This window comes from Streptomyces sp. NPDC051364, from assembly GCF_040682115.1.
Lineage (GTDB): Bacteria > Actinomycetota > Actinomycetes > Streptomycetales > Streptomycetaceae > Streptomyces.
The window spans coordinates 235,096-261,077 of sequence record NZ_JBFBAH010000008.1; the positions used below are offsets into that span (position 1 = coordinate 235,096).

Below are 25,982 nucleotides of genomic sequence, written 5' to 3' on the forward strand. Positions count from 1 at the left end.
CGCGGGTAGCGGCGCGGGTAAGGTCTGCGGCTGTGAGTGGACGAAACACAGCGTTGACGCCCCCGGCCGATGCCGCCGCGCCGGTCCGGCACCCCGACGCCCCGGCACCCGGCGAGCTGCTCGGTGCGCACTACGAGCACTGCTTCGGATGTGGCGAGGGCCAGCCCCACGGACTCCACCTGGAGGCCCGTGCCGGTGAGGGCGTGCGCGTCACCGCCGAGTTCACCGTCAAGCCCGCCCATCAGGGCGCTCCCGGCCTCGCCCACGGCGGCGTACTCGCCACCGCGCTCGACGAGACGCTGGGCTCCCTGAACTGGCTGCTGCGCGTCATCGCGGTGACGGGACGGCTGGAGACGGATTTCGTGCGGCCGGTGCCCGTGGACACCGTGCTGTACCTGGAGGCCGACGTGACCGCCGTCGCCGGGCGCAAGATCTACTCCACCGCGGTCGGCCGGATAGGCGGGCCCGAGGGCCCGGTCGCCGTGCGCGCAGACGCGCTCTTCATCGAGGTGAAGGTCGACCACTTCATCGACAACGGTCGGCCCGAGGAGATCCGGGCGGCGATGTCCGACCCGGACCAGGTCAGGCGCGCACGCGCCTTCGAGGTGAACCCCTGATGTCTGACAACAACCCCGCGCCCGTCGACGTGCTGATCCGCCGCGTCGACCCCGAGGTGCCCCTGCCCGCGTACGGGCACCCCGGCGACGCCGGCTGCGACCTGGTGACCACCGAGGCGGCCGTGCTGGAGCCCGGTGAGCGCACCGTACTGCCCACGGGCGTGTCCATCGCCCTGCCCGACGGGTACGCGGCCTTCGTGCACCCGCGCTCGGGCCTGGCCGCCCGCTGCGGGCTCGCGCTCGTGAATGCCCCGGGGACGGTGGATGCCGGGTACCGTGGGGAGATCAAGGTGATCGTGGTCAATCTCGACCCGCGCGAGAGCGTCCGGTTCGAGCGCTTCGACCGCATTGCCCAGCTGGTTGTCCAGAGGGTCGAGAAGGTGCGCTTCCACGAGGTGGCGGAACTTCCCGGCTCGGCGCGGGCCGAGGGGGGTTTCGGCTCCACCGGCGGTCATGCGGCCGTGGCCGGATCCGGCGCTGGTCAGCAGGGTGGGAATGGCTACGCTTCGGTCGTATCCGACCGGGAAGGACAGTGACGTGTTCGGACGTCGCAAGAAGAACGACTCCGCCAAGGACGGCGGCGCGGCCGAGCAGGTCGTGGACGGCGTGGCTGCCGATGAACAGGACGGCGGCGAGGAGCAGGACTCCGCGCCCCGCAGGGTGAATCTGCCGCCCGCCCCGCGGCCCGACGGTCCCTGGGACGTCTCCGAGGTGCCCGGTGCGCCGGAGGAGGGTCGCGTCGACCTGGGCGGCATTCTCGTACCGGGTGTCGAGGGCATGGAGCTGCGCGTCGAGGTCGCCGGTGACGCGATCGTCGCCGCGACGGTCGTCCTCGGTGACAGCGCCGTACAGCTGCAGGCCTTCGCGGCGCCCAAGAAGGAAGGCATCTGGGGCGAGGTCCGCGAGGAGATCGCCACGGGCATCACCCAGCAGGGCGGCATCATCGACGAGGTCGAGGGTCCGCTGGGCTGGGAGCTGCGCGCCCAGGTGCCCGTACCCATGCCCGACGGCCAGACCGGCGCCCAGCTGGTCCGTTTCGTCGGCGTCGACGGCCCCCGCTGGTTCCTGCGGGGCGTCATCTCCGGCCAGGGCGCGGTGCGCCCCGAGTCGGCGGGCGTGCTCGAGCAGATCTTCCGGGAAACCGTCATCGTGCGCGGCGACGGCCCGATGGCTCCGCGCGACCCGATCGTGCTGAAGCTGCCGAACGACGCCCAGATGGTGCCGGACGGCGTGCAGACCGAGGACCAGGAGGGCTCCCGCTTCTCCGGCGGCATGGGCCAGCTGGAGCAGGGCCCGACGATCACCGAGGTCCGCTGACCCGGCGGATCCCGGCGACGCCTGCTCGGCGACTGTTTCCGGCCACGGGCCGTACTCCTCCGGGGTACGGCCCGCTGTCGTACCCGCGGGGTGTCAGAGATCCGTCAGGGATGGGCGGACGGCCGGGAAAAGTGCGTGATCGGCGGAAACGTCCCGGAGAATGGGCGCATGGGACGCGGCAAGCTACGGATCTACCTCGGCGCGGCACCCGGTGTGGGCAAGACCTACGCGATGCTCTCCGAGGGCCACCGCCGGGTGGAGCGGGGTGCCGATTGCGTCGTCGGCTTCGTCGAGCACCACGGGCGGCCGCGCACCGAGGTGATGCTGCACGGGCTCGAACAGGTGCCGCGCAAGGAGCTCTCGTACCGGGGCGCAGCCTTCACCGAGATGGACGTGGACGCCGCACTGGCGCGCCGGCCGGCCATCGCGCTCGTGGACGAGCTCGCGCACACCAACGTGCCCGGCTCGCGCAACGCCAAGCGCTGGCAGGACGTCGAGGAGCTGCTGCAGGCGGGCATCGACGTCGTGTCCACCGTGAACATCCAGCACCTGGAGTCGCTCGGCGACGTGGTGGAGTCCATCACCGGCGTACGGCAGCGCGAGACCGTGCCGGACGAGGTGGTGCGGCGGGCCGACCAGATCGAGCTCGTCGACATGTCCCCGCAGGCGCTGCGCCGGCGGATGGCGCACGGGAACATCTACCGGTCCGACAAGGTCGACGCGGCCCTGTCGAACTACTTCCGGCCCGGCAACCTCACCGCCCTGCGCGAGCTGGCGCTGCTGTGGGTGGCCGACCGGGCCGACGAGTACCTCCAGCAGTACCGGGGCGAGCACGACATCCGCTCCACCTGGCAGGCCCGCGAGCGGATCGTCGTCGGGCTCACGGGCGGGCCCGAGGGGCGTACGCTCATCCGCCGCGCGTCCCGGATGGCCGCCAAGGGCTCCGGCAGCGAGATCCTGGCCGTCTACATCGCCCGCAGCGACGGGCTGACCGCGGCCTCGCCGAAGGAGCTCGCGGTCCAGCGGACGCTGGTCGAGGATCTTGGCGGAACGTTTCACCATGTGATCGGCGACGACATCCCCGACGCGCTGCTCGAATTCGCCCGGGGCGTCAACGCCACCCAGATCGTGCTCGGCTCCAGCCGCCGCAAGGCCTGGCAGTACGTCTTCGGCCCCGGCGTCGGCGCCACCGTGGCCCGCGACTCGGGGCCCGACCTCGACGTGCACATCGTCACGCACGAGGAGGTCGCCCGGGGCCGCGGCCTGCCCGTGGTCCGCTCGGCGGCCCGGCTCGGACGGACCCGGATCATCGCGGGCTGGGTCGTCGGGATGGTCCTCCCCGCCCTGCTGGCCGTGCTGCTCACGCATGTGAACGCCGACCCGGGCCTGGCCAACGAGATGCTGCTGTTCCTCTCGCTGACCGTGGCCGCCGCGCTGCTGGGCGGGCTCTGGCCGGCGCTGGCCTCGGCCGCCTTCGGCTCGCTGCTGCTGAACTACTACTTCGCCCCGCCCGTGCACCGCCTCACCATCTCCGACCCGAAGAACATCGTGGCCATCGCCGTCTTCTTCGGGGTGGCCGTCTCCGTGGCCTCGGTGGTGGACCTGGCCGCGCGGCGCACCCACCAGGCCGCGCGGCTGCGCGCCGAGTCCGAGATCCTCTCCTTCCTGGCCGGCAGCGTCCTGCGCGGCGAGACCACGCTGGACGCGCTGCTGGAGCGGGTGCGCGAGACCTTCGCCATGGAGTCCGTGGCCCTGCTGGAGCGGGCGAGCGACGTCGAGCCCTGGAAGCGGGCCGGCAGCGTCGGCCCGCGCCCGGTCGGCCGCCCCGAGGAGGCCGATGTGGACATGCCCATCGGGGACCACATGGCGCTGGCCCTCTCCGGCCGGGTGCTGCCCGCCGAGGACCGCCGCGTGCTCGGCGCGTTCGCCGCCCAGGCCGCCGTGGTCCTCGACCGGCAGCGGCTGGTCGGGGAGGCCGAGGAGGCCCGCCGGCTGGCGGAGGGCAACCGGATCCGGACCGCGCTGCTGGCCGCCGTCAGCCATGACCTTCGTACACCGCTGGCCTCCATCAAGGCCTCGGTGTCGTCCTTGCGCTCCGACGACGTGGACTGGTCCGAGGAGGACCGGGCCGAGCTGCTCGAAGGCATCGAGGACGGCGCCGACCGGCTCGACCACCTGGTGGGCAACCTGCTCGACATGTCCCGGCTCCAGACCGGCACCGTGACGCCGCTGATCCGGGAGATCGACCTCGACGAGGTGGTCCCGATGGCGCTGGGCGGCGTACCGGAGGACAGCGTGGTGCTGGACGTCCCGGAGACGCTGCCGATGGTGGCGGTGGACCCGGGGCTGCTGGAGCGGGCCGTCGCCAACGTCGTGGAGAACGCCGTCAAGTACAGCCCGGCCGGGGAGCCGGTGGTGGTCGCGGGCAGCTTCCTCGGCGACCGGGTCGAGGTGCGCGTCGTGGACCGCGGGCCCGGGGTGCCCGACGAGGCCAAGGACCGGATCTTCGCCCCCTTCCAGCGGCACGGGGACGCCCCGCGTGGCGCCGGGGTGGGCCTCGGCCTCGCGGTGGCCCGGGGCTTCGCCGAGGCCATGGACGGCACCTTGGCGGCCGAGGACACCCCGGGGGGCGGCCTCACGATGGTGCTGACGCTGCGGGCCGTGACACGCGACAGTGGACCGGCGGACGGCGCGCCGGACGACGGAGCACGCACCACCGACCTCATGGATCTCGACCCGATACGACAGAAAGCAGGACCTCAATGACCCGGGTGCTCGTGGTGGACGACGAGCCGCAGATCGTCCGAGCCCTCGTGATCAATCTGAAGGCACGCAAGTACGAGGTCGACGCCGCGGCGGACGGGGCCGGCGCCCTGGAGCTCGCGGCCGCCCGCCACCCCGACGTGGTCGTCCTCGACCTCGGCCTGCCCGACATGGACGGCATCGAGGTGATCAAGGGCCTGCGCGGCTGGACCCGGGTGCCGATCCTGGTCCTCTCGGCCCGGCACACCTCCGACGAGAAGGTCGAGGCCCTGGACGCCGGGGCCGACGACTACGTCACCAAGCCCTTCGGCATGGACGAGCTGCTGGCGCGGCTGCGCGCCGCCGTCCGCAGGGCCGAGCCGTCCGCGGGCGCCGGCGAGGACGAGGTGATCGTGGAGACCGACGGCTTCACGGTGGACCTCGCCGCGAAGAAGGCCGTGCGCGAGGGGCGCGACGTACGGCTCACGCCCACCGAATGGCACCTGCTCGAGGTGCTGGTTCGCAACGGCGGCAAGCTGGTCAGCCAGAAGCAGCTGCTCCAGGAGGTCTGGGGGCCCTCGTACGGCACGGAGACGAACTACCTGCGGGTCTACATGGCTCAGTTGCGGCGCAAACTGGAGGCGGACCCCTCGCACCCGCGGCACTTCATCACGGAGCCGGGCATGGGATACCGCTTCGAGAGGTAGCGGGGGCGCCGGTACGCTTCCTGTATGAGTGCTGAACCGCGTCCCGAGAAGTCCGCCAAGCCGGTCAGGCCGGCGGGCCGGTTCCGGCGGATGATAGAGCGGCTGTCCACCTCGCAGGAGGAGCTGCATTCGGCGGAACTGCAGGAGGACGCAGAAGCTGCGGGGTGCACGCGGATCTGCGACTGCCACGACCGCCAGATAGTCAAGGTGACGGGAACCCTGCGTACCGTCACCCTTCGGCCGCGCGCGGGAGTGCCCGCCCTGGAGGCGGAGCTCTTCGACGGCTCGGCCGGGCTGGACGTGGTCTGGCTCGGGCGTCGCTCGATCGTGGGAATCGAGCCCGGACGGCGCATGATCGCTTCCGGGCGGATCTCGATGAGCCACGGCCGCCGGGTCCTCTTCAACCCGAAGTACGAACTCCGACCGCTCGGACAGGAGCACTGACCGGTGACGTCATTCGACAAACCGACCACCCCGGACCCCGCGGGCGGGCCGTCCCGGGATCCGGCCTCCGACCAGAAGGCCGTGACCCAGGCGGCGCTCTTCGACGCCTTCGGCGGCGTCAGGGGCACCGTGGAGACGATGCTCCCCGGGCTGCTCTTCGTGATGATCTACACGGTCAACAAGGACGTGAAGATGTCCGCGATCGCGGCGGGCGCCGTCGCGGTCCTGCTCGTGATCGTGCGGCTGCTGCGCAAGGACACCGTGAAGCACGCCTTCAGCGGGGTCTTCGGCGTGGGCGTCGGCGTGGCCTTCGCCCTGTTCACGGGTACGGCCAAGGGCTTCTACCTGCCCGGCATGATCTACGGCGCCGGACTGGGCGTGGCCTTCACGCTGTCCGCGCTCGTCGGGTTCCCGCTGCTGGGCGTGATCCTGGGCCCGGTGTTCAAGGAGAACCTGTCCTGGCGCACCCGCAACCCCGGGCGGAAGAAGGCGTACACCAAGGCCAGTCTGGCCTGGGGGATCATCTTCCTGGCGAAGTACGCGATCCTCTTCCCGCTGTACTGGTGGGGGGACGCGACGCAGCTGGGCTGGGTGCTCATCGCGCTGAAGCTGCCCCCGATGGTGCTCGCGGTGTACTTCACGTGGGTGTTCCTGGCGAAGGCGCCGCCGCCGATCGACGTGATCGCGGAGTGGGAGGCCAAGGACGCCGCCGAGGAGGCCGCCAAGGCCGCTGCCGCTCGGGAACACAGGTCCTGACCCGTCCGCCGGTTGGGTGAGGCGCCGTCGCCGGGGGCGCTGCCCCCGGACCCCCGCGCCTCAAACACCGGCGGGGCTGGGCTTGCCGGACTGTGACGCGAAAAGGGGCGGGCCCGACCATCGAATGGTCGGGCCCGCCCCTTCGTCGTGTCGCGTGCCGTCAGTGACGGGCCTGGAGGAGGTCCTCCAGTTGTTCCTCGCGGGCCTGGGCGGCCACGAAGAGCAGTTCGTCGCCCGGCTCGAGGGTCTCCTCCGCGTGCGGGGTCAGGACCCGGTTGCCGCGGATGATCGTGACCAGCGAGGTGTCCTCGGGCCAGGTGATCTCGCTGATCTGGGTCCCGGCGACCGAGGAGTCGGGGGGCAGGGTCAGCTCGACGAGGTTGGCGTCGCCGTGGCTGAAGCGGAGCAGTCGCACCAGGTCGCCGACGCTGACGGCCTCCTCGACCAGGGCCGACATCAGACGCGGCGTGGAGACCGCCACGTCGACGCCCCAAGACTCGTTGAAGAGCCACTCGTTCTTCGGGTTGTTCACGCGGGCCACGACCCGGGGGACCCCGTACTCGGTCTTGGCCAGGAGGGAGACGACCAGGTTGACCTTGTCGTCGCCCGTGGCGGCGATGACGACGTTGCAGCGCTGCAACGCGGCCTCGTCGAGCGAGGTGATCTCGCAGGCGTCGGCCAGCAGCCACTCGGCCTGCGGCACCCGCTCCACGGAGATGGCGGTCGGCGCCTTGTCGACGAGCAGCACCTCGTGCCCGTTCTCCAGCAGCTCGCCCGCGATGGAACGGCCCACCGCGCCGGCTCCGGCGATCGCGACCCTCATGCGTGTGCCTCCTCGGGGCCCTCGGTGAAGGCCGCCTCGACCTTGTCGATCTCGTCCGTACGCATCATCACGTGGACGAGGTCGCCCTCCTGCAGCACCGTCTGGGACGTCGGCAGCATGGCCTCGCCCAGTCGGGTGAGGAAGGCCACGCGGACGCCGGTCTCGTCCTGCAGCTTGCTGACCTTGTGCCCGATCCAGGCGGCGGAGGTGTGCACCTCGGCGAGCTGGACCCCGCCGCTCGGGTCGCGCCACAGCGGCTCGGCCCCGGACGGCAGCAGCCGGCGCAGCATCTGGTCGGCGGTCCACCGCACGGTGGCGACGGTCGGGATGCCCAGGCGCTGGTAGACCTCGGCGCGCTTCGGGTCGTAGATGCGGGCGGCGACGTTCTCGACACCGAACATCTCGCGCGCCACGCGGGCAGCGATGATGTTGGAATTGTCACCACTGCTGACGGCTGCGAAAGCGCCCGCTTCCTCGATCCCGGCCTCGCGCAGCGTGTCCTGGTCGAAGCCGACCCCGGTGACGCGGCGGCCGCCGAATCCGGCTCCCAGCCGGCGGAATGCGGTGGGGTCCTGGTCGATGACCGCGACCGTATGCCCCTGCTGTTCCAAGGTCTGCGCGAGGGCGGAGCCCACCCTTCCGCAGCCCATAATGACGATGTGCACGGCCGTCCTTCCGGCTGTCAGCGCTCGCTGGTTCCCAGCCTCATTGCATGCTCTGGCTTCACAGGGTCTCAGACCATGGCCCAAGCTACACACGGGCGGTCACCAGTGTGACCCCTTGGTGTGCAGTCGGTGGTGAATTGCGGCGGGAAGGGGTGGGGGGTTCGTCAGCCGGATTTCGAACGCTTACGATCCTCTGCGTGTCCAAACTGACCGACGTGCCCAAACGGATCCTGATCGGCCGGGCGCTACGCAGCGACCGCCTCGGAGAAACTCTCCTTCCCAAGCGGATCGCCCTCCCTGTCTTCGCGTCCGACCCGCTCTCCTCGGTGGCGTATGCCCCGGGCGAGGTCCTGCTGGTTCTGTCGATCGCCGGTGTGTCGGCGTACCGATTCAGCCCGTGGATCGCCGTGGCGGTCGTGGTGCTGATGTTCACCGTGGTCGCCTCGTACCGGCAGAACGTCCACGCCTACCCCAGCGGCGGCGGCGACTACGAGGTCGCCAACACCAACCTGGGACCCAGGGCCGGTCTCACCGTCGCGAGCGCCCTGCTCGTCGACTACGTCCTGACCGTCGCGGTGTCGATCGCCTCGGGCGTCGAGAACCTGGGCTCGGCCGTCCCCTTCGTGGTCGAGCACAAGGTGCTCTGCGCCGTCGGGATGATCGTGCTGCTCACGCTGATGAACCTGCGTGGCATGAAGGAATCCGGCAAGCTCTTCGCGATTCCGACCTATGTCTTCGTCGCGGGCGTATTCATCATGATCGCGTGGGGTGCCTGGCAGGGCATCGTCCTCGGCGACACGATGAAGGCTCCGACCGCCGATTTCGAGATCAAGGCGGAACACCAGGGGCTGGCCGGGTTCGCACTGGTCTTCCTGCTCCTGCGCGCGTTCTCCTCCGGTTGCGCCGCCCTGACCGGCGTCGAAGCGATCAGCAACGGCGTGCCCGCCTTCCGCAAGCCCAAGAGCAAGAACGCGGCGACGACGCTGGCCCTGATGGGCGCCCTGGCCGTGACCATGTTCTGCGGCATCATCGGCCTGGCCATGGCCACCGACGTCAGGATGGCCGAGAACCCCGCGGAGGACCTGCTCCACAACGGTGTGCCGGTCGGCCCCGAATACGTCCAGAACCCGGTGATCTCCCAGGTGGCCGAGGCGGTCTTCGGCGACGGCTCGTTCCTCTTCATCGTGCTGGCCGCGGCCACCGCGCTCGTGCTGTTCCTCGCCGCGAACACGGCGTACAACGGCTTCCCACTGCTCGGCTCGATCCTCGCCCAGGACCGCTACCTGCCGCGCCAGCTGCACACCCGCGGCGACCGGCTCGCCTTCTCCAACGGCATCGTGCTGCTCGCGGGCGCCGCCGCGCTGCTCACCTGGCTGTACGGGGCCGACTCGACGAAGCTGATCCAGCTCTACATCGTCGGCGTCTTCGTCTCCTTCACGCTCAGCCAGACCGGCATGGTCCGGCACTGGAACCGCCATCTGAGGGCCGAGAAGGACCCCGCCAAGCGCCGCCACATGATCCGCTCCCGCGCGATCAACGCCTTCGGCGCCTTCTTCACCGGCCTCGTGCTGGTCGTCGTCCTCGCCACCAAGTTCACCCACGGAGCCTGGGTCGCCCTGCTCGGCATGGTGATCTTCTACGGCACGATGACGGCGATCCGCAAGCACTACGACCGGGTCGCCACCGAGATCGCCGCCGCCGAGGAGCGCCCCGACGAGTACGTGCGGCCCTCGCGGGTGCACTCCGTCGTCCTGGTCTCCAAGCTCCACAAGCCCACCCTGCGGGCCCTCGCCTACGCCAAGCTGCTGCACTCCAACCGGCTGGAGGCGCTCAGCGTCAACGTCGACGAGGTCGAGACCAAGGCCCTCAAGGAGGAGTGGGAGCGGCGCGGGATCAACGTCCCGCTGAAGATCCTCGACTCGCCGTACCGGGAGATCACCCGCCCCGTGGTGGAGTACGTGAAGGGGCTGCGCACCGAGAACCCGCGCGACGCGGTCAGCGTGTACATCCCCGAGTACGTCGTCGGCCGCTGGTACGAGCACCTGCTGCACAACCAGAGCGCACTGCGGCTCAAGGGCCGGCTCCTCTTCACCCCGGGCGTCATGGTCACCTCGGTGCCCTACCAGCTTCAGTCCTCGGAGCTCGCGAAGAAGCGGGCGAAGAAGCGGGCGGAGTGGAACGCCCCGGGCGCGGTGCGCCGCGGACCGGTGGACACCCCGCGCCCGAAGGACCGCACGGCGAAGTAGGCCCGGCGTACGGCGTGGCGAACGGCCGGACAGGATCCACGTAAACTGGTGGGTCGGCTGTCCGGCCGTTGTGCATGAACCATGAAGCATGAACCTTGACGACCTTTGAAACTTGGAGTCTCCCCACCATGACCGAGCAGAACGAGAAGCAGTCACTGGTCGGGGAGGAGTACGAGGTCGAGGTCGGCCCCGTCGCGCACGGCGGGCACTGCATCGCCCGGACCTCCGACGGGCGGGTCCTGTTCGTCCGCCACACGCTGCCCGGCGAGAAGGTCATCGCGAAGATCACGGAGGGCGAGGCGGACTCCCGCTTCCTGCGCGCCGACGCGATCACCGTCCTGGACGCCTCCAAGGACCGCGTCGAGGCCCCGTGCCCGTACGCCGGCCCCGGCAAGTGCGGCGGCTGCGACTGGCAGCACGCCAAGCCGGGCGCCCAGCGCCGGCTCAAGGGCGAGGTCGTCGCCGAGCAGCTGCAGCGGCTCGCCGGGCTCACCCCGGAGGAGGCCGGCTGGGACGGCACGGTCATGCCGGCCGAGGGTGACAAGCTGCCGGCCGGGCAGGTGCCGCAGTGGCGCACCCGCGTGCAGTTCGCCATCGACGAGGACGGCAACGCGGGCCTGCGCAAGCACCGCTCGCACGACATCGAGCTGATCGACCACTGCATGATCGCGGCGCCGGGCGTCAGCGAGCTGGGCATCGAGAAGCAGGACTGGCCCCAGATGGCCACGGTCGAGGCGATCGCCGCCTCCGGCTCCGGCGACCGCCAGGTCGTCCTCACCCCGCGTCCCGGCGGCCGCCTCCCCCTCGTGGAGCTGGACAAGCCGGTCTCGGTCCTCCGGGTCGAGGAGAAGGACGGCGGGGTCCACCGGGTCCACGGCCGCCCCTTCGTCCGGGAGCGCGCGGACGGCCGTACGTACCGCGTCGGCATGGGCGGCTTCTGGCAGGTCCACCCGCAGGCCGCGGACACCCTGATCAAGGCCGTCATGCAGGGCCTGATGCCGCGCAAGGGCGAGATGGCCCTCGACCTCTACTGCGGCGTCGGCATCTTCGCGGGCGCACTGGCGGAGCGCCTGGGCGAGACGGGCGCGGTGCTCGGCATCGAGTCCACGAAGCGCGCGGTCGAGGACGCCCGGCACAACCTGGCGGACTTCCCCCGGGTCCGCATCGAGCAGGGCAAGGTCGAGACGGTCCTCCCGAAGACCGGCATCACGGAGTGCGACCTGGTCGTCCTGGACCCGCCCCGCGCGGGCGCGGGCAAGCAGACGGTCCGCCACATCGCCGGCCTCTCCGCACGCCGCATCGCGTACGTGGCCTGCGACCCGGCAGCCCTGGCCCGCGACCTCGGCTACTTCAAGGACAACGGCTACAAGGTCCGCACCCTCCGCGTCTTCGACCTCTTCCCGATGACCCATCATGTGGAGTGCGTGGCGATCCTGGAGCCGATCCGCGACGACGCCTGAGAGGGTGACGGGTGCTCTCGCGCCCGTCGCATCGGAAGCCCTGGTGGTCCGGTCGTCTGCACGCGACCGGGGCGCCGGGGCTTCTTTCGTCGGCGGCTCCAGCGGTGCTCCGTCTGTTCTCAACCTCGGGAGGATCGCGGCCGGGAATGACCGTCGTCTGCTGCGATTCGCACACGACGACCCTGGGGGCCTGGGGCGCTCGCCTTCGGTATCGGAACCAGCCAGGTCGAGCACGTGCTGGCCACCCAGACGCTGTCCATGCCGCGGCTCAAGGACATGGCGGTCACGGTCGACGGGCGGCTGGCCGACGGCGTGACCGCCACGGACCTCGTGCTGACGCTGATCGCGCAGCTCGGCACCGCCGGAGGCCAGGGGCACGTCATCGAACACCGGGGCGAGGCGGTCTCCGCGCTGTCCATGGAAGCCCGGATGACTCTGTGCAACATGTCCGTCGAGGCCGGTTCGCGGGCGGGGCTGATCGGGCCCGACCAGGTGACGTTCGACTACCTGCGCACGCGTCCCGGAATGCCCCGGGGAGCCGACTGGGAAGCGGAACTGGCGTACTGGGCGTCGGTGCGGACCGACGACGACGCGGTCTTCGACAAGGAAGTCGTCATCGACGCCGCGACCGTGGTGCCGTACGTCTCGTGGGGTACCAACCCGAGCCAGAGCGTGCCGATGCACGGCCGGGTGCCCGCCCCCGGCGACTTCGCCGATGCGCAGGCGCAGGTGGCCGCGGAGCGCGCCCTGAACATGCGCCGTCACGTTCCGGGCCCGGCCGTCCGGGGAGGAAGTCCTCGCGATCACGGAGCGGTTCCATGTGCCGCGGTCGAGCCACCGCCGCATGAGAAGCACCGCTTCGAGGCGGTTGCGCGCCCCCAACTTGGCGAGGATGTGCGAGACATGGCTCTTCACGGTGGCCGGCGCGACCTTGAGCCGCGCGCCGGCTTCTGCCGTCGAGGCCCCCTCCGCCAGCACGTGCAGCACCTGGAGCTCCCGGTCGGTGAGCGACCGCATCAACGTGCCGACGTCACGGCCGCCCCCGGCGGGCGGAGCGGCGGCGGACGTGCCGGGTGCCGGCATGTGGAGATCGTGCAGCTCCGGCGAGAGCACCGTGTGCCCGGCGGCCACGGCGCGTACCGCCGCTCCCAGCGCGGCGATGTCGATGTCCTGGGTCAGGCACCCCAGCACTCCCGACGCGAACGCCTCGTCGAGCAGCTGCCGGGTCCACCCGGTGCCGACCACGAGCGTCCGGATCCGGCGGGCGGCCAGGGCGCGGACGACGGACGGGTCGCCGAGGGGGCGCGCCGTGAGCAGGGCGACGTCGATGCCCTCCAGCGGCCAGTACTCCAGCGGCTCGTCGGCACCGACCCAGGGCGTGACGTCCAGCCGTACGTCGCGCCCGAGCGCATGGGCGACCCAGTGCCGGCAGACCGGATTGCGGTCCGCGAGGAGCACGCGGATCCGCCGGGGGACGGCCTCCCGGCGGGATGCGGGATCAGCGTTCACTGCCGGTGCCCAGCCGTCGCACCGTGACGCCGGCGAGAACGGAGCCGATCAGGAAGGCCCCCGCCGCGATGAGGGCGGACACATGGAGGCCGGGGAGCCGGCCCGTGGCGCCGATGAGTGTGCCGAACAGGGCCACGCCGATGGCATTGCCCGCCTGGCGCGACACGTTGAACACGGCCGAGGCCACGCCCGCGCCCTCGGCCGGAGCCGCCTCCATGATCGCCACGGTTGCCGCCACCACGGTCACCGGAGTCGCGAGGCCCGTCGCCATGAGGGCGAAGAGCAGTACGGGGTACGGGGTTTGCGGCCCGGCGGTGAGCCAGCCCAGGAAGCCGGCCACACCGAGCAGCAGCGCTCCGGTCATCGGGACGTACGGCCCGGTCCGGGCGGTGACGCGGCTCGACAGCGGCGCCGCGAGGAAGCCCATGCAGACGGACGGCAGCAGGGCCAGGCCGGTCTCCAGCGCGCTGAAGCCGCGTTCCTGCTGGAAGTACAGCGTCGCGACGAAGAGCATTCCGTAGTAGCCGAGGCTGAGCAGCAGGCCGATGACGTTCGTCGTGGTGAGCCGGCGGTCCCGGAACAGGGAGAGCGGCAGCAGGGGCTTCCTGCCCTCCGGCCGTACGGCGGCACCCTTCTCCAGGTGCCGTTCCACCAGGACGAAGGCGATCAGCGCCGCCACGCCCAGGACGAAGGCGGTGATCACCCGGGGGGAGGTCCAGCCGGCCGAACCCGCCTCGTTGAGCGCGCCGGCCACCCCGACGAGTCCCAGCACGCCGAGCAGCTGGCCCGCCGGGTCCATGCGGCCGGTCTGCCGCTTGCGGGCCGGCGCCTGGACGTGGCGCAGCGTCATCACCGTGGCGAGCGCCGCCACCGGCAGGTTCACCCAGAACACCCACCTCCAGTCCAGCCCGGAGACGAGCAGGCCGCCGACCGCCGGTCCGGCGCCGAAGGCGACGGCCGAGACCAGCCCCCAGATGCCCACCGCCCGGGCGCGTAGGGCGCGATCCGGGTAGGCCGCCTGCAGCAGGGCGAACGAAGCCGGTACGAGAAACGCCGCCCCGGCGCCCTGGGCGAGCCGGGCCGCGATCAGTACACCGTCCACCGGAGCCAGGGCGCAGCCGACCGAGGCCACGGTGAACACGGCCAGTCCGAAGAGGTAGAGGGGCCGGTGCCCGAAGCGGTCGCCGAGACCGCCCCCGAGAAGCAGCAGTCCGGCGAAGAAGGTGCTGTATCCGTCGACGATCCATTGCAGGCCGGAAGGCCCGACGTCCAGCGAGCTCTGGATGCTCGGCACCGCCACGTTGACGACGGTGACGTCGAGCATGACGAGGAAGTAGCCGAGGCTCAGCGCGACGAGCGGCGGCAAGGGCAACCTCGGGCGCTTCGGAGCGGCTGCTGCGCCCTGCCGAACGAGGGCGTCCGATCCGTCGGGGACGGGTGTGGCTGAGAAGTCGGTAGAACTCATGCCGTCAGTCTCGACGCCGAATGCTTCGCCGGCCGGCGAAGTGTCGCGCGCATAGCATGGGCCCATGCCCATCGCGAGCAAGCCCCACGGCGACCAGCTCAACCGCCAGCCCGACATCGCCCGTACGGCCGCCCTGATCGCGGATTCCTCCCGCGCGCGCATCCTGAAGTCACTGAGCGACGGCCGCGCCCTGTCGGCCAAGGTGCTCGCCGCGGAGGCGGGGGTCGGCGCTCCGACGGCAAGCGTCCACCTGGCGAAGCTGGTCGAGGCCGGCCTGATCACGGTGGAGAGCATCGGGCGCAGCCGGTACTACCGGCTGGTCGGGCCCGAGGTCAGCCTCGCCCTGGAGGCCCTCGCGGTGATCGCGCCCCCGCTCCCCATCACGACCCTGCGCGAGAGCAGCAGCGCGAACGCGCTGCGCCGGTCCCGCACGTGTTACGACCACCTCGCCGGCCAGCTCGGTGTCGCCCTGATGGGCGGTCTGCTCGACCACGGCATCCTCACCGGGCACGACGGCACCCACCGTCAGGCGGAGGCGGTGCGCGACCAGGCGTCCGGCTACGGACACGACCGCGACTACCGGCTCACGCCGGCCGGCCGGGACGCGCTGAGCCGCTTCGGCGTCGACGTGGCCGGACTGCCGGGACGCCGTCGGCTCGTCCGGTACTGCGTGGACTGGAGCGAACAGCAGCACCACCTGGCCGGGGCGGTGGGGGCGGCCATCACGGCGCGGCTGTTCCAACTCGACTGGCTGCGCTACGGGGTGAGCCCGCGCGTCGTCCACCTCACCGACGCCGGCGTCGGCGGGGTCGCCGAGTGGCTCGGACTGCAGCTGGACGGCTGACCGGGCTCCGCCGCCCGAGGTGGAGACGGCCGGGCGACCGGCCGTGGCACGCGGATGAACTTCGAGCGGGACGAGGTCACGTTCCTCGGCGGGGTCCGGCACGGCGCGACCCTGGGGTCGCCGGTCGCGGTCATGGTCGGGAACACCGAGTGGCCGAAGTGGGAGAAGGTCATGGCGGCGGACCCGGTGGACCCGGCCGAGGTGTCCGCGCTGGCCCGGAACGTGCCGCTGACCAGGCCCCGCCCCGGGCACGCAGATCTGGCGGGCATGCAGAAGTACGGCTTCGACGAGGCCCGGCCCGTTCTGGAGCGGGCCAGCGCCCGGGAGACGGCGGCTCGGGTGGCCCTGGGTGCGGTGGCCCGGTTCGTTCCTCCGGGAGACGGCGGGGATCGAGGTCCTGTCGCACGTCGTGGAACTGGGATCGGTCACCGCCCCGTACGGGCTCCACCCGACGCCGGCGGACGTCGAGCGGCTGGACGCCGACCCGGTGCGCTGCCTGGACCTGACCACCTCGAAGGCGATGGTCGCCGAGATCGACGAGGCCCACAGGGAGGGAGACACGCTGGGGGGTGTCGTCGAGGTGCTGGCGTACGGCGTGCCCGTGGGACTCGGCTCGCACGTGCACTGGGACCGGCGGCTCGATGCCCGACTGGCCGCCGCGCTCATGAGGATCCAGGCGATCAAGGGAGTGGAGGTGGGGGACGGGTTCGGCCTCGCGCGGGTGCCCGGCTCCCGGGCGCACGACGAGATCCTCGCAGCCGGGGACGGGGTGCGGCGGGCGACGAACCGCTCGGGCGGCACCGAGGGCGGCCTGACCACGGGTGGGCTCCTTCGGCTGCGGGCCGCGATGAAGCCGATCGCGACCGTGCCGCGTGCACTCGCCACCGTCGACGTCGCCACCGGCGAGGCCGCCACGGCGCACCACCAGCGGTCCGACGTCTGCGCGGTTCCGGCTGCCGGAATCGTGGCCGAGGCGATGGCCGCGGCGCTGGTCCTGGCCGACGCGGTGGTGGAGAGTTCGGCGGCGACAGCGTCGCAGAGACCCGCCGCAACGTCCGGTCGTACCTCCGCCACCTGGCCGTCAGGTCCGCGGAACCTCGCCTTGCCGCAGTGTGATCAGGGCGTCCCCGTCCGGCTCAGACGGGCAGGCCGGTCGGTTCCTTGATGCGCTTCATGATGATCTGCGAGTTGACCTCGGTGACCCCGGAGAGGGCCGTCAGCTGCTCGATCCACAGGCGCTCGTACGCGCGCAGGTCCGCGACGGCGATCCGCAGCAGGCAGCCGGGGCTGCCGAAGAGGCGGTAGGCCTCGATGACGTCGGGGATGCCCTGGAGGGCGGCCTCGAAGGCCTCCACCGCGGCGCGGTCGCGGCGCACCTCCACCGAGACGAGCACCTCGAAGCCGCGGCCCACCGCCTCGGGGGAGATCACGGCGCGGTAGCCCTGGATCACCCCGTCCTGTTCCAGCTGGCGCACGCGGCGCATGCAGGGGGAGGGGGTCAGGCCCACGCGCGCGGCGAGCTCCTGGTTGCTGAGGCGGCCGTCGGCCTGGAGCTCGCGCAAGATTTCACGGTCAATCGCATCCATGGCGCAATTATCACCGAGCCTGTGTGAACAGATCGGCTGAAACTGGCAATCGCATTGCGCGTAGATCTCACTATCATTGCTGCTTACGGCACATCTGTGCGATATATCGCCCGTACGTGAGAAAGGGTGGCCATGGGACGGATCGTCGTCATCAGCACCGGTGGGACGATAGCCAGCCGCTGGCAGGGCTCCGGCTTCGCGGCGGACGCCGACGGCAGCGAGGTCGTGGCCACCGCGCCGCTGCCCGAGGACATCACCGTCGAGGTGGTGGACCTGTTCAGCGTGAACAGCCCCCGTCTGACCACCGCCCACCAGCTCACCCTGCTGCGCACCGTCCACGAGGTGCTCGCCGACCCGGACGTGGACGGCATCGTCGTCACGCACGGCACCGACACCCTCGAGGAGTCGGCCTTCCTCGTCGACCTCCACCACCACGACGCCCGCTCCGTGGTGTTCACCGGCTCCCAGCGGCCCATGGGCACCGCCGACGGGGACGGACCGGGCAACCTGTACGACGCGCTGCTCACCGCCGCCACCACGCGGGGGCTCGGCGTACTGATCGCCTTCGGCGGGCGGGTCCACGCGGCCCGCGGGACGGTGAAGACCCAGGCGGTGGCGCTGGACGCGTTCGCCGACCCCTCCGCCGAGCTCTGCGGGAAGATCGGCTTCGGCAAGGTCACCATGCTGCGCACCCCGCAGCGCCCGGAGCCGCTGCCGCTGCCCGCGATGCCGGAGCTGGCGCCGCGGGTGGACATGGTGATGCACCACGCGGACGGCGACCCGGTGCTCCTGAACGCGGCGGTCGCGGCCGGTGCGCGCGGCATCGTCCTGATCGGCACGGGCGCGGGCAACGCCACGCCGGAGATCGTGGACGCGGTGAAGGACGCCGTCGCGCGGGGCGTGCTGGTGGCGCTGACCACGCGGGTGGCCGCCGGGCCGGTGACGGAGATCTACACCCACGGCGGCGCGGTGGACCTGGTGGCGGCGGGAGCGGTCCCGACGGGCACCCTGCGCGCCCCGCAGGCCCGCATCGCGGTCCTCTCGGCGCTGCTGGCTGCCACGGATCCGGCGGAGCAGGGGCGCATCCTGCAGCGCACCCTGTCCTCGACGGACCCGGCCGCCCTGGTCACTGTCTGACCCTGACCGGGTGCCGCTGCGCGGTGTCGTCTCCCCGCGCTGCGGCTACCCCCGGCCGAACGCCGAGAGGATCCGGTCCGCCGCCGACGTGGGGGTGACGCTGCCCGCGCGGACGGCGGCCTCCAGGCCCGGGGCCAGGTCCCGGACCGACGGATCGGCACGCAACCGCTCCAGGAGCTCGTCCCGGACCATCGACCAGGTCCACTCCACCTGCTGCGCCGCCCGCTTGGCCGCCAGCCGGCCCCCCGCGTCCAGCAGCCGCCGGTGCTGCTCCAGCCGGTTCCACACCTCGTCCAGACCCGCCGACTCCCGCGCACTGCACGTCAACACCGGCGGCGTCCACGCCGCGTCGGCGGGGTGCATCAGGCGCAGCGCGCCCGACAACTCCCGCGCCGCCGCCTTCGCGTCGCGCTCGTGCGGGCCGTCCGCCTTGTTCACCGCGAGGACGTCCGCCAGCTCCAGGACGCCCTTCTTGATGCCCTGGAGCTGATCTCCCGTACGGGCCAGGGAGAGGAGGAGGAAGGAGTCGACCATGCCCGCGACCGTGGTCTCCGACTGGCCCACGCCGACCGTCTCGACGAGGACGACGTCGTAGCCCGCCGCCTCCATCACGATCATCGACTCCCGGGTGGCCTTGGCGACCCCGCCCAGCGTCCCCGCCGAGGGGGACGGGCGGACGAAGGCCGAGGAGTCGACCGCCAGCCGCTCCATCCGGGTCTTGTCACCCAGGATCGAGCCGCCCGTACGGGTGGAGGAAGGGTCCACGGCCAGGACCGCGACCCGGTGGCCCAGCCCCGTCAGCATCGTGCCGAACGCATCGATGAACGTGGACTTGCCGACGCCCGGCACCCCGCTGATACCGATCCGCCGGGCTCGCCCCGAGTGGGGCAGCAGCTCCGTCAACAGCCCCTGCGCGAGCGCCCGGTGAGCGGGCAGGGTGGACTCGACGAGCGTGATCGCGCGCGCGATGAACGCACGCTTCCCGTCGAGCACCCCCTTCGCGTAGGCCTCGATGTCGATCTTCGGAGGCATCGGCCGCGCCTACAGCTCGTGGCCCAGATCCGCGGCCAGCCGCGTCACCAGGTCGTGGGCCGCGTCCGGGATCACCGTGCCGGGCGGGAACACCGCCGCAGCGCCCATCTCCAGCAGCGTCGGCACATCGGCCGGCGGGATCACCCCGCCCACCACGATCATGATGTCCTCGCGCCCCTCCTCCGCCAACTGCTCGCGCAGCGCCGGTACGAGGGTCAGGTGGCCGGCCGCCAGCGACGACACGCCCACCACGTGGACGTCCGCCTCGACGGCCTGACGGGCCACCTCCGCCGGGGTCTGGAACAGCGGGCCGACGTCCACGTCGAAGCCCAGGTCGGCGAAGGCGGTCGCGATCACCTTCTGGCCGCGGTCGTGGCCGTCCTGGCCCATCTTGGCGACCAGGACACGCGGACGGCGGCCCTCCGCCTCCTCGAACCGGTCGACCAGCGCACGGGTGCGCTCCACGTTCGGGGACTCGCCTGCCTCGGTGCGGTACACACCCGAAATCGTACGGATCTGGCTCGCGTGCCGCCCGTACACCTTCTCGAGTGCGTCCGAGATCTCACCCACGGTCGCCTTGGCCCGCGCCGCGGCCACCGCCAGCGCGAGGAGGTTGCCCTCCATGCCCTGCCCGGCCCCCCGCTCGGCCGCGTTCGTCAGCGCCCGCAGCGCGTCCTGCGTGACAGCCTCGTCGCGCTCCTCGCGCAGCCGCCGCAGCTTCTCCATCTGCTGCGTGCGCACCGAGGAGTTGTCGACCTTGAGCACGTCGATCAGCTCGTCGTTCGCCACCCGGTACTTGTTCACGCCGATCACCGGCTGGCGCCCCGAGTCGATCCGCGCCTGCGTACGGGCCGCGGCCTCCTCCACGCGCAGCTTCGGGATGCCCGCGTCGATCGCCTGCGCCATGCCGCCGGCCGCCTCGACCTCCTGGATGTGCTGCCAGGCCCGGCGCGCCAGGTCGTACGTCAGCTTCTCGACGTACGCGCTGCCGCCCCACGGGTCGATCGACCGGCAGGTCCCCGACTCCTGCTGGAGCAGCAGCTGGGTGTTGCGGGCGATGCGCGCCGAGAAGTCCGTCGGCAGTGCGAGCGCCTCGTCGAGGGCGTTGGTGTGCAGCGACTGGGTGTGCCCCTGGGTCGCCGCCATCGCCTCGATGCACGTACGCGTCACGTTGTTGAAGACGTCCTGCGCCGTCAGCGACCAGCCGGAGGTCTGCGAATGGGTGCGCAGCGACAGCGACTTGGCGTTCTGCGGGTCGAACTGCTTGACGAGCCGCGCCCACAGCAGCCGGGCGGCGCGCAGCTTCGCGACCTCCATGAAGAAGTTCATGCCGATCGCCCAGAAGAACGACAGGCGCGGCGCGAAGGCGTCCACGTTCAGCCCGACGGCCTGTCCGGCGCGCAGGTACTCCACGCCGTCCGCGAGCGTGTACGCGAGCTCCAGGTCGGCCGTGGCCCCGGCCTCCTGGATGTGGTACCCGGAGATCGAGATGGAGTTGTACCGCGGCATCTTCTGCGAGGTGAACGAGAAGATGTCGGAGATGATCCGCATCGAGGGCTTGGGCGGATAGATGTAGGTGTTGCGGACCATGAACTCTTTGAGGATGTCGTTCTGGATGGTCCCGGCGAGCTTCTCGGGGGAGACGCCCTGCTCCTCCGCCGCCACGATGTACAGCGCGAGGACCGGCAGCACCGCGCCGTTCATCGTCATCGACACCGTCATCTTGTCCAGCGGGATGCCGTCGAAGAGCTGCCGCATGTCGTAGATCGAGTCGATCGCCACGCCCGCCATGCCGACGTCGCCCGTGACGCGCGGGTGGTCGCTGTCGTAGCCGCGGTGCGTGGGCAGGTCGAAGGCGATCGACAGGCCCTTCTGGCCGGCCGCGAGGTTGCGCCGGTAGAAGGCGTTCGACTCCTCGGCCGTGGAGAAGCCCGCGTACTGGCGGATCGTCCAGGGCTGGTTCACGTACATGGTCGGGTACGGGCCGCGCAGGTACGGGGCCATGCCCGGGTAGGTCTGCAGGAAGTCCAGGCCCTCCAGGTCCCGGCCCGTGTACAGCGGCTTCACGCCGATGCCCTCGGGGGTCTCCCACAGCAGGTCGCCGGCGGCGGTCCCGGTGGACTCCTTCACCGCCGCACGCCACTGGTCCTCGGAGCCGGCCGCGGAGGCGCCGCCGCCCAGAGCGAGCGCGGAGAAATCGGGGATGCTCACAGCGCGATTCCCATCCGGTCGAGTACGGAGGACAGCACGGCGACCGCATCGCAGCCGGCGAAGACGTACTCGTCCACGGCGCCGGCCGAGGTGCCGGGCTTGCCCGCGAGGAACACGGTCGTCGCACCGGCCGCGCGCAGGGCCTCGGCCACCGCCTCGGCCTGCTCCTCGTACAGCGCGTCGCTGGAGCACAGCACGGCCATGCCGTCCGCGCCGCTCGCGGCGTAGGCCTCGGCGGCCGTCGCCGGGTTCACCGACACCGGCTCGTGTACCGCCTCGATGCCGCCCGCCTGGAACAGGTTCGCGGCGAACGTGGCGCGCGCGGTGTGCGCGGCCGCCGGGCCCAGCGCGGCGAGGAAGATCCGCGGGCGGTTCCCGATCGCGGCCAGGTGGGCGTCGCTGCGGGCGCGCAGCGCCTCGTACGCCTCGTCGCGCCGTACGCGGGGCAGCCCGCCGGTGGGACCCGCCGGGGCGGGCTCGCGGTCGAGGGGCTTCTCCGAGAGCAGCGGGAACTCGCTGACTCCCGTGATGGGTTCGCGGCGCTTGGCGAGCTTCTTGGAGCGCTCGGCCCAGGTCGCGGCGAGCCGGTCGGCGACCAGCCCGGAGCGCAGGGCGGCGGCCAGGCCGCCGGCCTTCTCGATCGTCTGGAAGAACTCCCAGGCGGCGTGCGCGAGTTCGTCGGTGAGCTGCTCGACGTAGTACGAGCCGCCGGCCGGGTCGATGACGCGGGCCAGGTGCGACTCCTCCAGCAGGATGGTGGAGGTGTTGCGGGAGATGCGGCGCGCGAAGGCGTCCGGCAGGCCCAGCTCGTGGTCGAAGGGGAGCACGGTGACCGAGTCGGCCCCGCCCACGCCCGCCGCCATGCAGGCGACGGTGGTGCGCAGCATGTTCACCCAGGGGTCGCGGCGGGTCATCATCACCGGCGAGGTGACGGCGTGCTGGCGCTGGGCGCCGGCGTCGGGGGCCCCGCAGGCCTCGGCGATCCGGGCCCACAGGCGGCGGGCGGCGCGGAACTTCGCGATGGTGAGGAACTGGTCGGCGGTCGCGGCGTAGCGGAACTCGAGCTGGCCGAGGGCGGCCTGGACGTCGAGGGTGTCGGCCGTGCGTTCGCCGTCGGTCAGAGCACGGAGGTAGGCGACGCCGGTGGCCAGGGACAGCCCCAGCTCCTCGGCTGCGCTACCGCCGGCCTCGTGGTACGGCAGGGCGTCGACGGCGAGGGCGCGGACGCCGGGCCAGTGCGCGGCCGCCTCCCGGGCGAGCCCGACGGCGCCGGCCAGGTCCAGGACTTCACCCGTACGGGCCTCGTGGCCCAGCGGGTCGGCGCCGAGGCTCGCGTGGGCGGCCTCGGGGGCCACCCCGCGCTCGGCGTACAGGCGCAGCAAGGCGCGGGCGGCGTCGGCGTATTCGGCTCCGGCGTCCAGGGAGACGGGCGCCAGGTCGAGGTAGACGCCGTCGAGGGCGCGGGGGAGCGCGTCGACCGGGAGCCCGCCGGGTCCGCCCAGGGACAGCCAGATGGAGGTGACCCCGTTCTCGAGGTCGGTGAGAACGGCCTCGTTCACCCGTGCGGGATCAGTGCCGAGGTGCCGCTGCCGCACGTCCCAGCCGCCGGCGGCACCGCCCGCGGGGCTGCCGCCCCGGACGAACGGAGCGAACCCGGGGAAACCGGTTTCGGCGGCCGTTTCGGGCGCGGTGTACAGCGGGCGGGTGGTGAGCCCGTCCTCGAGCTTTGTGGACAACGCGTCTTCTGCAGCATCGCCGGATACATCCTTGCCGGACTTGCGTAGAACGCCCTCTACCAGGCGCTGCCACTGCTCATGCGTCGCGTCAGGGAACTCGGCGGCCAAGGAGAGCCCGTCATCAGGCAGGACCGTCATGGCTCGAATGCTAGGGGGGTCACCTTGGGAACCACTATAACGACAGGGTGTGATCTCGCCCTCTCATGTGAGACGGGTCGGGTCACGAAAGAGCGCCCTGAGCGGGCGAGTACCTGGCGGGTGCGGGTTCGGTCCCGAGGGCATCCGAACCGGCGGCGACGGACGGCGGTGTCGGCGAACGCGTGGCGGTCGCGTTGCAGGGGCATGAAATCCGGCCATGCTTTTCGGCCGCCGCGGAGCATTGCGCGACGCGTTCCCGGGAAGGCATAGGGCCAGGTCAGAGCCAGTGTGCCGCGGTGGGTGGGAGCTTCGGGCGGGGGTGGTTCCGGCCTGCCGGGCGGGGCTTGACCGCTGCCCGGGCCGCTGACAGTCTCCGAGCCATGTCCGCGTTCGAGCTTCCCGCCCCGCGGCTCCACACCCCCGGCTCCTGTACCGCGCCGGGTTCGTGTCCGGGCCGCTGTCCGGCCCCGCGCCGCGCTTAGGCGCCGCCCCGGGCCCTGACCGATGACCGTTCGGCCTTCCCCCGAACCGGCCGTCGGCCACCCGGCCCGGAACTGCCCGGCTCCGCGCCGGCCTCTCCCCTCTCGCCGACCGCCCTCCGGCCCTGGTCCACGAGCGTCCGGTCCGACCGGCCACGGCCTACCGGCCTCTCCGGTCTGTCGGCCCCGGCCAACCAGCGTCCGGTCCGTACGGCCCCGGCCTACCGGCCACCGGCTCAGTCCGGCCACCCAGCCCAAAGCTGACCCGGCCTCCCGCTCACCAGCCTCCGGTCGACCCGGCCCCGGCCTCCGGCGCTCGCCTCGCCGTCAACCGGCACAGGCCGGCCTCGCTCGCGGCACCTCTGTCTCTGTCCATGGCCTCGGCCTCGGTCAACCGGCCTGGCCCACGGTCCCCGGCCGACAGGTCTGCCCGTGCTCCATTCCTCCACTACGGATACCAACCCAAGGGAGTTCCCATGAGCACTGCCACCCGTACCCAGCTCACCGTCACCCGGATCGGTGGGCGGATCGGTGCCGAGATCGGGGGTGTGCGGCTCGGTGGGGAGCTCGGTGGCGATGTCGTCGCCGAGATCCGCGCCGCGCTCCTCGCCCACAAGGTCGTCTTCTTCCGCGACCAGGACCACCTGGACGAGGCCGGCCACGAAGCCTTCGCCCAACTCCTCGGCACACCCGTCGCCCACCCCACCGTGCCCTCCGCCGACGGCCGTTACGCCCTGGGCATCGACTCCCACCACGGCGCCCGCGCCAACCAGTGGCACACCGACGTCACCTTTGTCCCCGCCTACCCCGCCTTCTCCATCCTCCGCGCCGTCACGATCCCCCCGTACGGCGGCAACACCCTCTGGGCCAACACCGCCACCGCCTACGCCAACCTCCCCGAGCCGCTGCGCAGCCTCGCCGACAGCCTGCGCGCCGTGCACTCCAACGCGTACGACTACGCCGCCCTGAAGCCCGACGCCCTCCCCGAGGCGCTGGCCCAGTACCGCGAGGTGTTCACCTCCACCGAGTTCCTCACCGAGCACCCCGTCGTCCGCGTCCACCCCGAGACCGGCGAACGCACCCTGCTGCTCGGCAACTTCGTCCAGCGGATCAAGGGCCTCACCGGCCGCGACTCCCGTGCCCTCCTCGACCTCTTCCAGGCGCACATCGAGAGCCCCGAGAACACCGTCCGCCGGCAGTGGCGGGCCGGCGACGTCGCGATCTGGGACAACCGGGCCACCCAGCACTACGGCGTCGACGACTCCGACGAGCACGAGCGCACCCTGCGCCGCGTGACGGTGGACGGCGACGTCCCGGTCGGCCCGGACGGGGTCCCGTCCCGCCTGATCAGCCCCGAGACCGTGCCCGACCCGTCCTTCGGCATCCCCTCCGGCGCATCCGCCGGCGCCTGACCAGCCGGCGCCCGACCCGCCCCGCCCGCCCGCTCGTACGACGCCCCAAGGAGGCCCCGTGCCCACCCTGCTCGCCCTGTCCGGCAGCCCCTCCCCGCACTCCCGTACCGCCGTCGTCGCCGACCACGTCCTGCGCCGCCTCTCCCACGCCGGGTACGACACCGCCCACCTCGCCGTACGGGAGCTCCCCGCCGCCGACCTCCTCTCCGCCCGCCGCGGCGAGCCGGAGATCCGCCGGGCCCTCGAAGCCGTCGCCGAGGCCGACGGGATCATCGTCGCGACCCCGGTCTACAAGGCCTCGTACACGGGCCTGCTCAAGGCCTTCCTCGATCTGCTCCCGCAGGACGGGCTGGCCGGCAAAACGGTTCTGCCGATCGCCACCGGCGGAAGCCTCGCCCATGTCCTGACCCTCGACTACGCCCTGCGCCCGGTACTCGCCGCCCTCGGCGCCCGGCACGTCACCGCCGGGCGGTTCGTCCTGGACTCCTCCGTGGAGCGCGGGACCGGCCCCGACCGGCTGCGGCCCGAGGCGGAGCTGGACCTCTTCCAGGCCGTCGACGAGTTCGCCGAGGCGCTGGACACCGCGGCCTCCGTCGCCCGCGCCGCACTCGCGACCGCCCCGTAACGACACCCCCGACCACGCGATCCCGCACACC

At 72.0% G+C, this 25,982-nt stretch carries 20 protein-coding genes and 3 pseudogenes; 15 read left to right on the top strand and 8 right to left on the bottom strand.

Features of this window, described 5'->3' with window-relative positions:
- The first annotated feature begins 32 nt into the window (after positions 1 to 32).
- The 7 genes from AB0M76_RS19755 (at position 33) to AB0M76_RS19785 (ending at position 6,583) form a co-directional block, all read left to right on the top strand.
- A complete protein-coding gene (locus tag AB0M76_RS19755; RefSeq protein ID WP_365954055.1) occupies positions 33 to 617 on the top strand; it encodes a PaaI family thioesterase in 585 nt (194 codons plus the stop codon).
- Positions 617 to 1,153, top strand: a complete 537-nt coding sequence (dut, locus tag AB0M76_RS19760) for a dUTP diphosphatase (protein ID WP_266633983.1) — start codon at positions 617 to 619, stop codon at positions 1,151 to 1,153. The genes AB0M76_RS19755 and dut overlap by 1 nt, the downstream gene beginning before the upstream one ends.
- Position 1,154: 1 nt before the next feature.
- Positions 1,155 to 1,934, top strand: a complete 780-nt coding sequence (locus AB0M76_RS19765) for a DUF3710 domain-containing protein (RefSeq protein WP_030293862.1) — start codon at positions 1,155 to 1,157, stop codon at positions 1,932 to 1,934.
- Between the two features lie 168 nt (positions 1,935 to 2,102).
- A complete protein-coding gene (locus tag AB0M76_RS19770) occupies positions 2,103 to 4,700 on the top strand; it encodes a sensor histidine kinase KdpD (RefSeq protein WP_365954057.1) in 2,598 nt (865 codons plus the stop codon).
- Positions 4,697 to 5,383: a response regulator gene (locus AB0M76_RS19775; RefSeq protein ID WP_266662855.1), complete on the top strand. Its 687-nt coding sequence runs from the start codon at positions 4,697 to 4,699 to the stop codon at positions 5,381 to 5,383. Before AB0M76_RS19770 ends, AB0M76_RS19775 begins: the two co-directional genes overlap by 4 nt.
- 24 nt (positions 5,384 to 5,407) lie before the next feature.
- On the top strand, positions 5,408 to 5,827 hold the full coding sequence (locus AB0M76_RS19780; RefSeq protein ID WP_266662853.1) for an OB-fold nucleic acid binding domain-containing protein: 420 nt from the start codon (positions 5,408 to 5,410) through the stop codon (positions 5,825 to 5,827).
- Between the two features lie 3 nt (positions 5,828 to 5,830).
- Positions 5,831 to 6,583, top strand: a complete 753-nt coding sequence (locus AB0M76_RS19785; RefSeq protein WP_365954059.1) for a DUF3159 domain-containing protein — start codon at positions 5,831 to 5,833, stop codon at positions 6,581 to 6,583.
- A gap of 160 nt (positions 6,584 to 6,743) precedes the next feature.
- On the opposite strand, the gene AB0M76_RS19790 is transcribed toward AB0M76_RS19785, so the two are convergent.
- Both AB0M76_RS19790 and AB0M76_RS19795 read right to left on the bottom strand, forming a co-directional pair.
- Positions 6,744 to 7,406 (bottom strand): TrkA family potassium uptake protein, encoded by a 663-nt coding sequence (locus tag AB0M76_RS19790; protein ID WP_365954060.1) that lies wholly within the window; start codon positions 7,404 to 7,406, stop codon positions 6,744 to 6,746.
- On the bottom strand, positions 7,403 to 8,071 hold the full coding sequence (locus tag AB0M76_RS19795) for a TrkA family potassium uptake protein (protein ID WP_266662847.1): 669 nt from the start codon (positions 8,069 to 8,071) through the stop codon (positions 7,403 to 7,405). Before AB0M76_RS19795 ends, AB0M76_RS19790 begins: the two co-directional genes overlap by 4 nt.
- Before the next feature lie 197 nt (positions 8,072 to 8,268).
- On the opposite strand from AB0M76_RS19795, the gene AB0M76_RS19800 reads away from it, so the two are divergent.
- The 3 genes and pseudogenes from AB0M76_RS19800 to AB0M76_RS19810 all read left to right on the top strand — a co-directional run.
- Positions 8,269 to 10,317 (top strand): APC family permease, encoded by a 2,049-nt coding sequence (locus tag AB0M76_RS19800; RefSeq protein ID WP_365954061.1) that lies wholly within the window; start codon positions 8,269 to 8,271, stop codon positions 10,315 to 10,317.
- A 128-nt stretch (positions 10,318 to 10,445) separates the two neighbouring features.
- Entirely contained in the window at positions 10,446 to 11,777 is a 1,332-nt protein-coding gene (locus AB0M76_RS19805) for a TRAM domain-containing protein (protein WP_365954062.1), read from the top strand.
- 128 nt (positions 11,778 to 11,905) lie between these two features.
- Positions 11,906 to 12,527 (top strand): annotated as a pseudogene (locus AB0M76_RS19810) (aconitase family protein); the annotation flags it as partial.
- Positions 12,528 to 12,683: 156 nt separating this feature from the next.
- Here AB0M76_RS19810 and AB0M76_RS19815 read toward each other — a convergent pair.
- Positions 12,684 to 12,860: pseudogene (locus AB0M76_RS19815) on the bottom strand (LuxR C-terminal-related transcriptional regulator); the annotation flags it as partial.
- A 415-nt stretch (positions 12,861 to 13,275) separates the two neighbouring features.
- Positions 13,276 to 14,751, bottom strand: a complete 1,476-nt coding sequence (locus tag AB0M76_RS19820) for an MFS transporter (RefSeq protein ID WP_365954063.1) — start codon at positions 14,749 to 14,751, stop codon at positions 13,276 to 13,278.
- 64 nt (positions 14,752 to 14,815) lie between these two features.
- On the opposite strand from AB0M76_RS19820, the gene AB0M76_RS19825 reads away from it, so the two are divergent.
- Both AB0M76_RS19825 and aroC read left to right on the top strand, forming a co-directional pair.
- The gene (locus AB0M76_RS19825) at positions 14,816 to 15,595 is read left to right on the top strand and encodes a winged helix-turn-helix domain-containing protein (RefSeq protein WP_365954064.1); all 780 of its coding nucleotides are present in this window, start codon (positions 14,816 to 14,818) and stop codon (positions 15,593 to 15,595) included.
- A 39-nt stretch (positions 15,596 to 15,634) separates the two neighbouring features.
- Positions 15,635 to 16,711 (top strand): annotated as a pseudogene (gene aroC, locus AB0M76_RS19830) (chorismate synthase); the annotation flags it as partial.
- Positions 16,712 to 16,731: 20 nt separating this feature from the next.
- Here aroC and AB0M76_RS19835 read toward each other — a convergent pair.
- Positions 16,732 to 17,181, bottom strand: coding sequence for an Lrp/AsnC family transcriptional regulator (locus tag AB0M76_RS19835; protein WP_266662758.1), 450 nt, complete (start codon positions 17,179 to 17,181; stop codon positions 16,732 to 16,734).
- Between the two features lie 132 nt (positions 17,182 to 17,313).
- Between AB0M76_RS19835 and AB0M76_RS19840 the strand changes: the two genes are divergently transcribed.
- Positions 17,314 to 18,318, top strand: a complete 1,005-nt coding sequence (locus AB0M76_RS19840; RefSeq protein ID WP_365954066.1) for an asparaginase — start codon at positions 17,314 to 17,316, stop codon at positions 18,316 to 18,318.
- Between the two features lie 45 nt (positions 18,319 to 18,363).
- On the opposite strand, the gene meaB is transcribed toward AB0M76_RS19840, so the two are convergent.
- The 3 genes from meaB to AB0M76_RS19855 are packed head-to-tail and all read right to left on the bottom strand — an operon-like array spanning position 18,364 to position 23,435.
- A complete protein-coding gene (gene meaB, locus AB0M76_RS19845; RefSeq protein WP_266662754.1) occupies positions 18,364 to 19,350 on the bottom strand; it encodes a methylmalonyl Co-A mutase-associated GTPase MeaB in 987 nt (328 codons plus the stop codon).
- Between the two features lie 9 nt (positions 19,351 to 19,359).
- Positions 19,360 to 21,561, bottom strand: coding sequence for a methylmalonyl-CoA mutase (gene scpA / locus AB0M76_RS19850; protein ID WP_365954067.1), 2,202 nt, complete (start codon positions 21,559 to 21,561; stop codon positions 19,360 to 19,362).
- Entirely contained in the window at positions 21,558 to 23,435 is a 1,878-nt protein-coding gene (locus AB0M76_RS19855; protein WP_365954068.1) for a methylmalonyl-CoA mutase family protein, read from the bottom strand. The genes scpA and AB0M76_RS19855 overlap by 4 nt, the downstream gene beginning before the upstream one ends.
- A gap of 955 nt (positions 23,436 to 24,390) precedes the next feature.
- On the opposite strand from AB0M76_RS19855, the gene AB0M76_RS19860 reads away from it, so the two are divergent.
- Both AB0M76_RS19860 and ssuE read left to right on the top strand, forming a co-directional pair.
- Complete coding sequence (locus tag AB0M76_RS19860; protein ID WP_365954069.1) at positions 24,391 to 25,326, top strand: TauD/TfdA family dioxygenase; 936 nt, start codon at positions 24,391 to 24,393, stop codon at positions 25,324 to 25,326.
- Between the two features lie 58 nt (positions 25,327 to 25,384).
- A complete protein-coding gene (gene ssuE / locus AB0M76_RS19865) occupies positions 25,385 to 25,951 on the top strand; it encodes an NADPH-dependent FMN reductase (RefSeq protein ID WP_365954070.1) in 567 nt (188 codons plus the stop codon).
- Positions 25,952 to 25,982: the final 31 nt, after the last annotated feature.

Excerpts from the sequence above, each read along its gene's own strand:
- dut (WP_266633983.1), top strand. The coding sequence starts at position 617 with ATGTCTGACAACAACCCCGCGCCCGTCGACGTGCTGATCCGCCGCGTC.
- AB0M76_RS19770 (WP_365954057.1), top strand. The coding sequence starts at position 2,103 with ATGGGACGCGGCAAGCTACGGATCTACCTCGGCGCGGCACCCGGTGTG.
- AB0M76_RS19775 (WP_266662855.1), top strand. The coding sequence starts at position 4,697 with ATGACCCGGGTGCTCGTGGTGGACGACGAGCCGCAGATCGTCCGAGCC.
- AB0M76_RS19780 (WP_266662853.1), top strand. The coding sequence starts at position 5,408 with ATGAGTGCTGAACCGCGTCCCGAGAAGTCCGCCAAGCCGGTCAGGCCG.
- AB0M76_RS19790 (WP_365954060.1), bottom strand. The coding sequence starts at position 7,406 with ATGAGGGTCGCGATCGCCGGAGCCGGCGCGGTGGGCCGTTCCATCGCG.
- AB0M76_RS19805 (WP_365954062.1), top strand. The coding sequence starts at position 10,446 with ATGACCGAGCAGAACGAGAAGCAGTCACTGGTCGGGGAGGAGTACGAG.
- AB0M76_RS19820 (WP_365954063.1), bottom strand. The coding sequence starts at position 14,751 with ATGAGTTCTACCGACTTCTCAGCCACACCCGTCCCCGACGGATCGGAC.
- AB0M76_RS19825 (WP_365954064.1), top strand. The coding sequence starts at position 14,816 with ATGCCCATCGCGAGCAAGCCCCACGGCGACCAGCTCAACCGCCAGCCC.
- AB0M76_RS19835 (WP_266662758.1), bottom strand. The coding sequence starts at position 17,181 with ATGGATGCGATTGACCGTGAAATCTTGCGCGAGCTCCAGGCCGACGGC.
- AB0M76_RS19840 (WP_365954066.1), top strand. The coding sequence starts at position 17,314 with ATGGGACGGATCGTCGTCATCAGCACCGGTGGGACGATAGCCAGCCGC.
- meaB (WP_266662754.1), bottom strand. The coding sequence starts at position 19,350 with ATGCCTCCGAAGATCGACATCGAGGCCTACGCGAAGGGGGTGCTCGAC.
- AB0M76_RS19855 (WP_365954068.1), bottom strand. The coding sequence starts at position 23,435 with ATGACGGTCCTGCCTGATGACGGGCTCTCCTTGGCCGCCGAGTTCCCT.
- AB0M76_RS19860 (WP_365954069.1), top strand. The coding sequence starts at position 24,391 with ATGAGCACTGCCACCCGTACCCAGCTCACCGTCACCCGGATCGGTGGG.